At 69.5% G+C, this 12,686-nt stretch carries 12 protein-coding genes and 1 pseudogene; 9 read left to right on the plus strand and 4 right to left on the minus strand.

The window, feature by feature from the left end; all coding sequences use genetic code 11:
• Positions 1-36: 36 nt before the first annotated feature.
• From RR1_RS06245 to RR1_RS06255, 3 genes are all read left to right on the plus strand, one after another.
• A complete protein-coding gene (locus RR1_RS06245) occupies positions 37-1,194 on the plus strand; it encodes an alpha/beta hydrolase (protein WP_051111310.1) in 1,158 nt (385 codons plus the stop codon).
• Positions 1,195-1,240: 46 nt separating this feature from the next.
• Positions 1,241-2,590 (plus strand): magnesium transporter, encoded by a 1,350-nt coding sequence (mgtE, locus tag RR1_RS06250; protein ID WP_010839937.1) that lies wholly within the window; start codon positions 1,241-1,243, stop codon positions 2,588-2,590.
• A 63-nt stretch (positions 2,591-2,653) separates the two neighbouring features.
• A complete protein-coding gene (locus RR1_RS06255; RefSeq protein WP_051111311.1) occupies positions 2,654-3,475 on the plus strand; it encodes a siderophore-interacting protein in 822 nt (273 codons plus the stop codon).
• Positions 3,476-3,481: 6 nt separating this feature from the next.
• Here RR1_RS06255 and RR1_RS06260 read toward each other — a convergent pair whose 3' ends face one another.
• Positions 3,482-4,444, minus strand: a complete 963-nt coding sequence (locus RR1_RS06260) for an isopenicillin N synthase family dioxygenase (RefSeq protein ID WP_010839939.1) — start codon at positions 4,442-4,444, stop codon at positions 3,482-3,484.
• The gene (locus RR1_RS06265; protein ID WP_040775091.1) at positions 4,441-5,628 is read right to left on the minus strand and encodes a hypothetical protein; all 1,188 of its coding nucleotides are present in this window, start codon (positions 5,626-5,628) and stop codon (positions 4,441-4,443) included. The genes RR1_RS06260 and RR1_RS06265 overlap by 4 nt, the downstream gene beginning before the upstream one ends.
• Positions 5,629-5,882: 254 nt before the next feature.
• Between RR1_RS06265 and RR1_RS06270 the strand changes: the two genes are divergently transcribed.
• The 4 genes and pseudogenes from RR1_RS06270 (at position 5,883) to RR1_RS06285 (ending at position 8,985) form a co-directional block, all read left to right on the plus strand.
• A complete protein-coding gene (locus RR1_RS06270) occupies positions 5,883-6,689 on the plus strand; it encodes an ABC transporter ATP-binding protein (RefSeq protein ID WP_040775062.1) in 807 nt (268 codons plus the stop codon).
• 83 nt (positions 6,690-6,772) lie between these two features.
• On the plus strand, positions 6,773-7,555 hold the full coding sequence (locus RR1_RS06275; protein ID WP_040775093.1) for an ABC transporter permease: 783 nt from the start codon (positions 6,773-6,775) through the stop codon (positions 7,553-7,555).
• 51 nt (positions 7,556-7,606) lie between these two features.
• Positions 7,607-8,344, plus strand: a pseudogene (locus RR1_RS06280) (isopenicillin N synthase family dioxygenase); the annotation flags it as partial.
• Entirely contained in the window at positions 8,341-8,985 is a 645-nt protein-coding gene (locus RR1_RS06285; RefSeq protein ID WP_010839944.1) for a GntR family transcriptional regulator, read from the plus strand. The pseudogene RR1_RS06280 and the gene RR1_RS06285, both read left to right, overlap by 4 nt.
• 9 nt (positions 8,986-8,994) lie before the next feature.
• On the opposite strand, the gene RR1_RS06290 is transcribed toward RR1_RS06285, so the two are convergent.
• Complete coding sequence (locus RR1_RS06290; RefSeq protein WP_010839945.1) at positions 8,995-10,365, minus strand: DUF2252 domain-containing protein; 1,371 nt, start codon at positions 10,363-10,365, stop codon at positions 8,995-8,997.
• A 125-nt stretch (positions 10,366-10,490) separates the two neighbouring features.
• Here RR1_RS06290 and RR1_RS06295 point away from each other — a divergent pair, with 125 nt between their 5' ends.
• Positions 10,491-10,886, plus strand: coding sequence for a DUF1622 domain-containing protein (locus tag RR1_RS06295; RefSeq protein ID WP_040775065.1), 396 nt, complete (start codon positions 10,491-10,493; stop codon positions 10,884-10,886).
• Here RR1_RS06295 and RR1_RS06300 read toward each other — a convergent pair.
• Positions 10,795-12,315, minus strand: coding sequence for a flavin-containing monooxygenase (locus RR1_RS06300; protein ID WP_010839947.1), 1,521 nt, complete (start codon positions 12,313-12,315; stop codon positions 10,795-10,797). The genes RR1_RS06295 and RR1_RS06300 overlap by 92 nt on opposite strands.
• A gap of 83 nt (positions 12,316-12,398) precedes the next feature.
• Between RR1_RS06300 and RR1_RS06305 the strand changes: the two genes are divergently transcribed.
• A complete protein-coding gene (locus RR1_RS06305) occupies positions 12,399-12,668 on the plus strand; it encodes a metal-sensitive transcriptional regulator (RefSeq protein ID WP_040775103.1) in 270 nt (89 codons plus the stop codon).
• Positions 12,669-12,686: the final 18 nt, after the last annotated feature.

Consider the following 12,686-nt stretch of genomic DNA (forward strand, 5'->3'; position numbering starts at 1 on the left):
GGCGGGCCGCCGGGGCGTCGGTACCCTCGACGGGGCATGATTCCGCCACGCCTCCCCTCCACGCGCGCCGACTGGGACGATTCCCGTCGGCACGCCAGGCTCCGCGAAACCGGTTTCGTGTCGTCCCAGCGCGGTGCCACGCGCCGTGCTCTGGCCGTGCTCGCCGCCGTTCTCGTACCGCTCACGGCCGTCGCCGCCCTCTACTGGACGTTCGACGTCGCACCCGAACGCGATCGGCTGGCGCACACTCATCCGCAGATCGTCGAGGTGCATCGGGCCGCCGACGTCCGCCGCGACACGACCGCCGTCGTCGACCTCGTCGGCCTGGGCAATCTCGACGCCGCACCGACGGCGTACACGCTCGATTCCCTCGCCGGACTCGGCCGGGTCTGGGCGGTCCAGTACGACAACTCGGGCCTCGACACCCGCGTGGTGAGCGATCTGGTGCGGGACCGCGCGGAACGTGAAGGCATCCGCGACGTCGTCCTCGTCGGGCACAGCATGGGCGGTGTGATCGCGCTCGAGGTCGCGCGCCACCTCTACACGGAGTCGTCGCTCGGGGTTCCCGGCGTCGTGCTCGACTCGACGCCGATCGATCTCCACGCGGTGCGCAGCAGCAGCCGCGACGCCGGGGAGGAGATGCTGCGGTGGATCGGCTGGCTGCCGGGCGCACGCGAGAGCCGGCTCGTGCGGATGAGCGTCGAGATCACGGCGCGCCACGACCGCTTCGTGACGGCGGACGTCGAGCGCACCGTCGGGTTCCGGCCGGGCGCCTTCGTCGACGTCGTGGAAGAGGTGCTCGGCGAGAAGATCTACACGCCCGCCGCCGCGAGCAACGCGCTCATCGAGAGCCAGTTCACGGCGATCGTCGCGTCGGGTGCCGCGAGCGATGTGGAGGCGCTGCGCGAGGACGTCGACGGCAAGGTCGCCCCGGGGATCGTGTTCCTGCGGCCGCAGCAGGGCGCGGCCGACACCGTCGTCGACGTCGACTACACCCAGCGGGTGCTGTTCGATCTCGCCGGCGGGCCCGACGGGGCGCTGCGGGTCGTTCGGATGGCGGGCACCGGACACGCGAATCCGAACCAGCAACCGGTCGCGTACAACGCGGCGATCGCCGGTCACGCCGTCCCGTTCCTCGAACAGCGCGTGGTGGTCGGCCCGCCCGTGACGCTGCTCGCCGGTCCGGAGCGTTGACCTCGCCCGTCCCGAACCGCGAGCTCCGGGCGCTAACCTCACCTCTGTGATCGAGAAGGAGCAGGTCGAGCGGGAAGCGGGCGACGGGCACGGTGACGACGCCCGCGAGCTCGCACGCCTCCAGCAGCGGATGGCGTCGCTCGACACTCCCGGAGTCGTGGACCTGCTCGGGCGGATGAGCCGCGACGACCGCGCGGTGGCGTTCCGGTTGCTGCCCAAGGACCGCGCCGTCGAGGTCTTCGAGGACCTCGATCCGGCGCTGCAGGGCGAGCTCATCTCCGGGCTGCGGGCCGACACCACGTCGGAGCTGTTCCGCGAGCTCGACCCCGACGATCGCGCGCCGCTGCTCGACGAGTTGCCCGCGGGCGTCGCGTCGCGGCTGCTGTCGGGGCTCTCGCGCACCGAACGCGACTACACCACGGCGCTGCTGGGCTACCCCGCCGACAGTGCGGGACGGCGCATGTCGCCCGAGGTCGCATACGTACGTACGGGGACGACGGCGGCCGATGCGCTGCACCGGCTGCGGATGATCGGCGATCATGTCGAGACGATCTACACCGTGCCCGTCCTGGGTCCGGGGCGATGCGTCGAGGGTGTCGTCTCGTTGCGGCGTCTGATGGTCTCCGATCCCGACACCCCCGTCGAGGACCTGATGTCGGAGGCGACGACGGTCCGCGCGACCGACGACCGCGAGCGCGCGGCCCAGACGGTCCGCGACGGCGGCTACGTGGCCGTTCCCGTCGTCGACGCCGAGAATCGGCTGCTCGGGATCTTCACCGTCGACGACGCGATGCGCGTGCTCGAGGCCGAGGACGACGAGGACTCGGCCCGCGTCGGCGGCGCCGAACCGTTGCGCCGGCCGTATCTGTCCGTGCCGATCGTGCGGCTCGTCCGCGCCCGGATCGTGTGGCTGCTCGTGCTCATCGTCGCCGCGACGCTCACCGTCGGAGTGCAGTCGTACTTCGAGGCCGAGCTCGATCAGGTCGTCGCGCTCGCCCTGTTCATCCCGCTGCTCATCGGCACGGGCGGCAACGCGGGATCGCAGGCCGCGACGACCGTCGTGCGTGCGATGGCGGTCGGCGACGTGCGGCCCAAGGACCTCGCCCGCGTCGTCGGGCGCGAGATCACGACGGGCTTCCTGCTCGGCGGTGCGCTCGGCATCGTCGGTGTGCTGCCGGCGATGGCGGTGGCCGGGCGCGACGTCGGCCTCGTTCTGGCACTGACCGTGGTCTGCGTGTGCACGCTCGCGACGACGGTGGGCGCCGCGATCCCGATGATCGCCAAACGGATCGGGATCGACCCCGCGATCGTGTCGGCACCGTTCATCTCGACCTTCGTCGACACGACGGGCCTGATCCTCTACTTCTCGATCGCGAAGGTCGTGCTGGGCATCTGACCTGCCGCCGCCGCTACCCTGGCGGCGTGATGGAGAAGGCGGCGTGATGGAGAAGGCGGCGTGATGGAGAACTTCGGGTGCACCGTGACGGGGCGCGAGCGGATCGCGTCGAACCTGCTGCGCGTGCGCTTCGAGGTGGGGCCGGGCGACGGCGTGGGGTACGTGCCGATCGTGCCCGGTGACGAGGCCGTCGTGTTCGCCTTCCCCGGCGGCGAACCGGGTGCGGACGCCGCGCCCCGCAACTACACCGTCCGGTCGTACGATCCGCGCGCGAACGAGATGGTCGTGGACATCGCCGAGCACCCGCACGGGCCCGCCGTCGACTGGTTCCGTACCGCCGAGCCCGGCACGCGGGTCCCGGCGTCGGGGCCGCGCTCGTGGTACTCGCCGCCGGCGGCCGGCCATCACGTCCTCGCGGGGGATCTCGCGGCACTTCCGGCGCTCGCCCGCATCCTCGAGCAGACACCGTCCGGAGTCGAGGTGACGGTGCTCGCCGAGGTGCTCGCGGCGGACGAGTTGGACTACCTTCCGGCGCGCGCGAACACCGTCGTCGTTCCGCTCGTCGGTTCGGGCAACGGCGTCTCGCCCACCCGCCTCGCCGACGCACTCGCCGACCTCGAGTTCGGCGACGACGCGTACTGCTGGTTCTCCGGCGAAGCAGCCGCGACGCGCGCCGCCAAGAAGCAGCTGCGCGGCCGGGGCTGGTCGCGCGACCGCTACGACGTAGTCGGCTACTGGCGCGAGGACGCCGAGCGGTGGAGCGCGCGATTCGAGCAGCGGAGCGACGAGTTGCTCGCGGTGTACACCGGAGCCCTCGCGGACGGACGCAGTGCCGAGGAAGCGACCGATCTCTACGAGGAAGCGCTCGAACGAGCGGGGCTGTGACGGGCGTCAGAAGTTCGCCGAGATGCGTTGCTGCAGATAGTCCTCCGCGGTGATCGGCGGGTACGTGCCGGCGGCGCTCTCGATGAGGATCTCCTTGTTCGCCTGCGCGAAGAACGCGATGCTGTAGCGCGCTCCCCGGTGTTCGCCCGGGCCGGGGCTGGTGACGCGGTGGAAGTTCGACGGCAACCGGTCGTCGCTCCATCGCATCAGCATGTCCCCGATGTTGCACGTGATCGCCTCGTCGGCGGGCTCGATGGGAGTCCACGCCTCCGACCGTGCCTCCTTGCCCGGCAGCACCTGGAGTCCGCCCTGCCCCGCCCGCTGGAACAGCAAGGTGAGGCAGTCGAAGTCGGTGTGCGCTCCTGCCCGCCACATGCCCGACAGGTCGGCGTCCTCCGGAACCGCGAAGTAGTGCAGCAGCCGCAGCGTGCTCTGGTAGGTGGGCGACTCGGGATCGTGTGCTCGCGTGAAGAACTCGCGATCGAATCCGAGTCGGTCCGCGAACAGCGACAGAATCTCCATCGCGAGCAGCCGGCACTTGCGCTCGAAATCCTCGATCACGGTGCGGAACCCGGCGACCTCGTCGTCGGTGGGCCACAGCCCCGACATGTTCGAGAGCGTGACCTGATACGACTCCTTCTGGTCCGGGGTGCCGATCGACGGGCGGACCTGCGTCATGGACTCCCATCCGGAGTTGAATCGCTTGGGATACCGTGCCTTCACGTCCTCGGGAAGCGCGAAGAATCGTTCGGCGGCGTCGAAGGCCCGTCGCACGTCGGCGAGGTCGATGCCGTGATCGACGACCTGGAAGAATCCCGTGTCGGTTGCGGCGGACCAGAGTTCGCCGGCGATGCGGTCGCGTTCCGTCCCGAGCGCGGCGAGCGAGATGCGCCGGACCTCACGGTCGCTGACGGTGCCGGTACCGCCCATCGCACGTTCGCGGTCGAGTTCGGTGAGGTTCTGATTCATGGCTCCGGTCTCCTGGGGCACTCGGTGATCGTGGTGTCGGTGAAGCGGTTCGTGAACAGGTCCGGGCCGGTGAGCTCCGGAGCGACGCGGTTTCCGCCGTCGGTGAGGATGGGGCGCAGCTCGTCGAGGTTGCGCTGCGTGCGCGCGTCGTCGTACGTGCCGAACGTCCCGTCGTCCTCGTGCCCGAGCAGTCCGAGGTCGACGAGCACGTCGGTGCCGGCTTCTGCCTGCTCCATCGTGTACGGGTTGTAGGAGACGTCCTGCGCGACGATGTCCACGATCTTCTCGTTGGTCGCGTGGGGGTCGTCCGCGAAGCCGGCGCCGGCGCGCTGCACGATCGGGACGAGCTTGTCGAGGCATGCCGAGTGCGACTCGAGGCGGTCGGCACGGACCGCGACGTTCGACGCGTAGATGTCGTACCCGGAGTTCGCGACGAGGTCGAAGGCGACCGGTTCGCCCCACGTAGGGACGGCGTGCTCGTACCGGTAGGGCTCGGAGTTCGCGAATCCCTGCTGTGCGATGGACGGGTCGCCCACGGACCGGGCCGGGGCGCTGTCGTAGCTCGTGTCGATCTGGCCGGGCTGCAGGATCCCCTTGCCGACGAGCCACTGCGGGAAGATCTGGTCCTTCGACACGACGACGGTCGCGGCGGACTCGCCGATGTCGGCGATCGAGTCCCAGTCCGGGTGGGTCTGCGGATCCCACATGAGGATCGCGGGACTCCGGGTGAGCAACGGCGTGACGCCGACGACCGGCTGATCGGTGGACGCGGCGATCAGCTGGTCGCCGTGGACGACGCCGAGCATCACCGAATCGTCCACGTACATCTGGGATGTCACCGACTGGAAGCCGATCGCGGGACCACCCGCCTTCAGTGTGATGTCGACGCCGGTGTCCTTGCCGCTCGCGACGAGCGGCCCGGTGATCGACTTCTGCTCGGTGTCGACGGTGTATCCCGGGCCGAGCAACTCGAACAGGCCGCCCATGTCGGATTGCGGCTGCCATTGCAGCTGGACGCCGACGGTCTCGGGGCACACGCCGGCGAGGTTCTCCTCGTCGGGTGCGGACTCGATGTCGGTGGGGGCGGCATCGGTGGACTCGGCGTAGGCGCAGGACGAGAGCCCGAGCGTGGTGGCCACGAGGGCGCCGACGACACCGACGAGGCGGGTGCGGGACTGGGTCATGACGACCACAGTGCCGCAGCGTTATTACATGCAATCGAGTCGGTGTAAAGGGAGTGTTAAACGCGCCGACGCGGCGAGTCGATGCAGACAGATCATTATTCGTGCCGTTCGATGGCGTGACGTCACGCGGAGTTTACTTCGAGAAACCCGTACGAGATACATGTAATGAATCGTGTCTACCTGACAGGAAAGCCGACGGATGCATGCATAACGCAGATCTGGACGGTCACGGGTTCGATCAGTGGAGGGACACGATGGAACTTGCCGATCTCACCCACGGCACCGATGCACGCAGACTCACCCGCGGACTCGAGGTGGTGTTCGACGGAGTGAGCCGACGGTTCGACACCGGGACGCTCGCCCTCGACACCGTCGATCTCGAGGTTCGCCGCGGCGACTTCGTGGCGGTGGTCGGGCCGTCCGGCTGCGGGAAGTCGACGTTGCTCCGCATGGCCGCAGGCCTCGATCGCCCGACGAGCGGCAGCGTCTCCACAGCCGCGGGATCGACGGGATTCATCTTCCAGGAGCCGACGTTGCTGCCGTGGCGGTCGGTCCGCGCCAACGTCGAACTGTCCGCGAGGCTGCGGCGCCGAGACCGCGGAGACCGTGCGGCGGTGCGCGCCCGCGCAGCGGAGGCGATTGCGGCCGTCGGGCTGGAGGACTTCGCCGATCAACTCCCGCGCGCGCTGTCGGGCGGAATGAAGATGCGCGTATCGCTCGCCCGCGCACTCACGCTGGCACCTGATCTGCTGTTGCTCGACGAGCCGTTCGGGGCGCTCGACGAGATGACCCGGCTCGACATGCAGAACGAGTTGCAGCGGCTGTACGCGGAGCGGCGGTTCTCGGCGCTGTTCATCACCCACTCGGTTTCCGAGGCGGTGTATCTCGCCGATCGCGTCGTGGTGATGACGGCCCGGCCGGGCAGGATCGCGAAGATCGTCGACATCGGCGGTGGGGCAGAGGAATTCGCGCATCCCCGAGACCCGGACATTCGTTACGACCGCCGTTTCACCGACCACGTCGCCGAGATCTCGGCGCTGCTCCACGGAGGCGCGTCGTGACCGAGGTGATCTCGCCCGCGATCGGACACCGCGATCGGACCGCGACAGCGCGGCGACGGAGTCGAGCGAGGCCGAGCTGGTCGCTGCGAAGACTCGGCGAACTCGTTCTGTGGCCGACGATCTCGCTGATCGGTGGGCTCGCAGCATGGTCGGCCGTCAGCTACGGGGTGCTCGATCCCGATCGCAGATTCCTGCTGCCGCCGCCGATCGAGGTGCTCCGTTACTCGCTGCTCGACTGGAGCCGGCTCGCCCCGATGCTCGAGGCGCTTGCCGTGACGGCGCAGGTGGCGTTCGTCGGTTTCGGCGTCGCCGTCGTGGTCGGTGTCGGCACCGGGGTGCTGATGAGCCGGGCCAAGTGGATCGAGCGCATCGTGTACCCGTATGCGGTGGTGATCCAGGTGATTCCGATCCTCGCGATCGTCCCGCTGATCGGTTTGTGGTTCGGGTACGGGATGACGGCGCGCACCCTCGTGTGCGTGCTCATCGCGGTCTTTCCCATCGTCACCACCACGCATTTCGGTATCCGCTCGGTCGATCGCGGGCTGCACGAGTTGTTCACGCTGTCCGAGGCGTCCCGCTGGGATCGGCTCGTCGCCCTCGAACTTCGTGCGGCGATGCCGGCGATCATGACCGGTGTCCGGACCGCGTCGGGCCTCGTCGTGGTCGGCGCGATCATCGGCGACATGTTCTTCGTCAGGGGGCAGGCCGGCATCGGAACACTGCTCGACGTGTACCGAAGCCAGTTGCAGTCCCACGATCTCATCGCCGCGATCGTGCTGGCGTCCGTGTTCGGCGTGGCGGTGTTCGCGTTGTTCGGAGCCGTCCAGAAGCTGCTCGTGGGTTCGTGGCACGAGTCGGGCGCATGACCCGAGAAACAGTGCGGGCGCTCGATGCAGCCTGCAGCGAGGTGGGTTTGCGGTTCCGAAGCGTCGTGGTTTCCCGACGTCGCCGTCCCCGAGGCGAGCTACCCGCACAACACCTGGCCGCCGGACGTCCCGGAGTTCCGTGGTGCGATCGAACGGTATTTCGCGTCGTCGCAGATGCTCGCGCGGGCCCTGCTCCGCGCGTTCACCGATGCGCTGGGACTCCCGCCGGATCATTTCGACGGGATGATCGACCATTCCATCGACGTGCTGAAGATGAACAACTACGCGCTCCCCGAGGGTGAGATCGCCTTCGCTCCCGGGATGCAGGGAATGGGTGCGCACACCGACTTCGGGATCCTCACGATCCTGTGGGCCGATCGGGTGCCCGGACTCCAGGTGCTCGCCACCGACGGCACCTGGCACGACGTCGAGCCCGCCCCGGGTGCGCTGCTCGTGAATCTCGGCGACGCGATGGCGCGCTGGACGAACGACCGGTGGCTCTCGACGGTGCACCGCGTCGATCCGCCGATCGTGGACGGCCGGATCCGGCGCCGCAGGTCGGCGGCGTTCTTCTTCGACGGGAACCACGACGCCGTCATCGAAGCACTGCCCGGGACGGTGAGCGACGAGGCGCCGGGCTACCCGCCGATTACGATCGCGGAGAACATCGCGATGAAGGTCGCAGGAATGCGCACGGGAACCGCGCCTGCACTCACGCTGCGCGAGACGGCTCGCGTGGCGGCGGCACGCAGCCACGAGAGCGAGGAAAGGACGGCCGATCTGCCATGACCGCGGCGGAACGCGCACTGCTCACGGATTCGGTGCACGAGCAGTTGCGTGAGCTCGTCTTCTCGGGCGAACTCGGGCCGGGAGCGCCGCTGAGCGTTCCCGCCCTCGCGGCCCGGCTCGGTGTCAGCCGGACGCCGGTCCGCGAGGCGGTGCAGCAGCTCATCTACGAGGGCCTCGCCGTCCACACGCGTAACGCGGGGGCCCGGGTCGCGTCGCTCGACGCCGAGTCGGTGCGCTCGGTGTTCCGGGTGCGGGAGGTGCTCGACGGACTCGCCGCGTACGAGGCGACGTCCTCCGCGTCGCACGAGGTGGTAGCCCGGCTGCGCACGATGGTCGAGGACCAGCGGGCGCTGCTGGCCACCGAGGCGGATCAGCGCCGCGATGCCGGGCTCGACCTGGAGTTCCACACTCTCGTCCGCGAGACGGCACGGAACCGTCCGCTGAGCGAGGCACTCGAGCGGCTCGACGGCCAGTCGCATCTGTATCGCTCCGACATGTGGACGTCGCAGCTCAATCGCCGGCTCGCGGTGGACGAACACGAGCGCATCGTCGCGGCGATCGAGGCCGGCGACGCGGACGGCGCGCGCGTCGCTGCGTCCGCGCACGTCGCGGGTCTGCTCGTGCGGACGACCCGGACCTGAACGTCGGCGTCAGCGTGCCGTGAACCGCGCGTGGTCGCGTTCGGTGAGGTCGGCGTAGCCCATCGCGAAGCGCGTGATCGCGTCCACGAACGCCGACCCCTTGCCGACGTACCCCGCGATCGCGAACCGGTCGCCGGCGCGGGCGTGGGCGATCGCGAGGGTCCGCCCGCACAGGCCCGCGTACAGCTCGAGGCCGTCGGGCTCGAGCGCTTCGACGACGACCGATCCCTTGCCGTCGCGGAGCTGCCGGACGTAGAAGTCGCGGGATCCGCCGTCGAGGTCGGGGCCCGACTGCCAGCCGAGGAAGATGTCGCTGCTCGCCTGGAGCAACCGCTGGCCGGTGACGACGCGCTTGCCCTGGTTCCGGTGGATGGGGCCCTTCACGTACCGGGAGAGCACTGAGCGATCGGCCTCCTTGATCTGCAGGACGAGGGGATCGCCGAGCTGCGTCCCGGTGAACAGAGCGACGAAGCAGCGCGTGCCGACACTGCCGACGCCGACCACCTTGCGGGCGACCTCGACGAGCTCGAACGAGTCGAACAGGGCGCGCTTGTCGTTGTCGAGGGTGCGGCGGTAGTCGGCGAATCGCCGCTGGATGTCGCGGTGGATCTCGGCTGCGCGGTCGGGAGCGACGAGGTCGTCGATCGGCTCGAGCAGCGGCGGGTCGCTGCGGAAGCGTGCACGCGTCCCGTCGGAGACCGTGAGCTTGCGCAGCGCCTGGGCGCTGTTGCGATCGCGCGCCTTGCGCAGCGCCGCGACCGTCGACTTCGCGCGCGAGGTGTCGAGCTTCTCGCCGATCTCGCTCAGCACCTCGCCGATCGGAATCCGCATGTACCAGGTGTCGAGATTGCTGCGGGTCGCCGCGGTACGCATCTCGGTCCGATAGCTCCGTGCCGCCGCGGCAGCGGCGGCAGCGCACCGCTCGTCGTCGATTCCGTTGCACCGCCCCGCCACGACGACGGACGCCGCGAGCCGCTTGACGTCCCACTCGAACGAGGCGAGATGCACCTCGTCGAAGTCGTTCAGGTCGAATGCGGTGTTGCGCTCCGGTGTGCTGTAGACGCCGAAGTTGCTCAGATGCGCGTCCCCGCACGCGTGGACGAGGATTCCGCTGTCGGGAGTGCGGGAGAGGTCGTCCGCCATGACGAGTGCGGCGCCCCGATAGAACGAGAACGGGGAGGCCGCCATCCGTTCGCGGCGGAGCGGGACGAGCTCGGGAAGCCGCTGCTCGTCCTGCGACGCGAGGAGGGCGAGGGGATCGGACCTGTCGGTGGGCAGCCGCGCGAGCTGTGATCGCTCGACCCGCTTGCGCGTACTCCTGCCGCGCGCTGCGCTGCGGCGGGCACCGTCCGCGGGGCCGTCGGCGGGGCGTCGTGACATGGCCGATCACCTCGATTCCGATTCGGCGCTCCGGAGGTTCGCTGTGCTCCTAGTCTGAATCGAGCGCGCATGGCGCGTGCCCGAATCGCGCGCCGTGGCTGCCCGAGTCGGCGAGAGGTGGATCCGTGGAGTTCGTCCGAGCTGTCGAGACGGTCGCCGACGCGATCGATGCGGCCGGTGTCGTCGTCATCGCGGTGGGCGCCGTCGTGGCGCTCGCGCGCGCCGGGTTGCGCGCCGGCCGCCGTGATCCACGGACCTATCCGCGGTTGCGGGTCGAGCTGGGGCGCTCGATCCTGCTGGGGCTCGAACTGCTCGTCGCGGGCGACATCATCCGCACCGTCGCGGTCACGCCCACGGTGCAGAGCGTGGGCGTGCTCGCGATGATCGTCGCGGTCCGGACCTTCCTGAGCTGGTCGCTCGAACTCGAGATCAGCGGCCGCTGGCCGTGGCAACGGACGCCGGGCGACGACGCCGGGAGAACTGCAGTGCCGGATCGTCCACCCGAGCGAAACGGAACGTGAGCAGATCCCGGAAGTAGTTCGTCCGAAGCCGCCACGGCGCGCGTGAGCCCTGCTTGGGCAGCGAATCCAGTGCGCGCAGAACGTAACCGGCGTCGAAATCGAGGAACGGCTCCTCGCCGACCGACGGATCGCGCACCGGGACGACGGTGTCGAGTCCGCGAGCGGCCATGTGCGCGAGCAGCCGGCAGAAATGCTCGGAGACGAGATCCGCCTTGAGCGTCCACGACGCATTGGTGTACCCGATGACGTACGCGAAATTCGGTACGCCGCTGAGCATCATGCCGCGGTAGGCCATCGTGGTGGTGACGTCGACGGGCTCGCCGTTCACCGTGAGTTCGATTCCGCCGAACGCGAGCAGTTCGAGCCCCGTCGCCGTGACGACGAGGTCGGCCGGCAGTTCCCGGCCGGACTCGAGCTCGATCCCGTCGGGCGTGAACGTCGCGATCCGGTCGGTGACGATGTCGAGTTCGCCGCGGCGGATGCTGCGGAACAGTTCCGCGTCGGGGGTGACGCACAACCGCTGGTCCCACGGGTCGTATCGGGGCGTGAAATGCGTGTCGAGGTCGTAACCCTCGGGGAGTCGCGCCCGTTGCGTCGTGCGGATCAGCCGCCGGGCGGCATTCGGGAATCGTTGGCACAGTTGATACGTCGCGACGTGGACGACCGCGTTCTTGAGCCGGGTCGCACGGTACGCGAGGCGTTCGGGCAGGAACCGCCGCAGCCTGTCGGCGACGGCGTCGCGCGCAGCGAGCGGGACGATGTACGTGGGTGAGCGCTGCAGCATCGTGACGGACGCCGCCGCGCCGCCCATCGCCGGCGCGAGGGTCACTGCGGTCGCGCCGCTGCCGACGACGACGACACGCCGTCCGGTGTGATCGAGGTCGGCCGGCCAGTGCTGCGGGTGCACGACGGTGCCGCCGAACCGCTCGATGCCCGGCAGATCCGGGGTGTGCCCGCGGTCGTAGCGGTAGTAGCCGCTCGCGCACAGGACGGCCGACGCGGTGACGACGACGTTGCGCCCGGCCACCGAGCACGTCGCGGTCCATCGCGCGTCGTCGTCGGACCACGAGAGCCCGGTGACGCGGTGGCCGTAGCGGATGTGCCGTTCGACGTCGTACTCGGCCGCGGTCTCGCGGATGTAGTCGAGGATCGAGCCGCCGTCGGTGATGGACTTCTCGCCCCGCCACGGCCGGAACCGGTAGCCGAGCGTGTACATGTCCGAATCCGACCTGATGCCCGGATACCGGAAGAGATCCCACGTCCCGCCCATCGTGTCGCGCGCCTCGAGGATCGCGTACGAGCGACCGGGGAGGGTTCGCTGCAGGTGGCACGCTGCGCCGATGCCCGAGAGTCCCGCGCCGACGACGAGCACGTCGACGTGCTCGGGTGCCGGGCCGGGTGTGCCGTGTTCGGTCGTCGCTGCCGCCATACCGGTCGATTGTGCCCTCCCTGCACCGGACGGGGGCGCGTACACTCGACAGGGATACCCCCGCCCGTATATATGGAGGCATGATGGTCGGCGACGAACAGAGTGTCGCGCTGGTGCTCAACCGGCTGCGCCGCGCACACGGGCAGCTCGCGGGCGTGATCGGCATGATCGAGGACGGCCGCGACTGCAAGGACGTCGTCACGCAACTCGCCGCGGTCTCCCGCGCGCTGGACCGCGCAGGCTTCAAGATCGTGGCGTCGGGCCTGCGCGAGTGCATGACCGGTGAGGGCGACGGCGACGGCGAACCGATGACCGAGGAGCAGCTCGAGAAGCTGTTTCTCGCGCTCGCGTGAACCGGACCCCGGTGTGAT

The sequence above is a fragment of the Rhodococcus rhodnii NBRC 100604 genome, assembly GCF_001894925.1.
GTDB lineage: Bacteria > Actinomycetota > Actinomycetes > Mycobacteriales > Mycobacteriaceae > Rhodococcus_F > Rhodococcus_F rhodnii.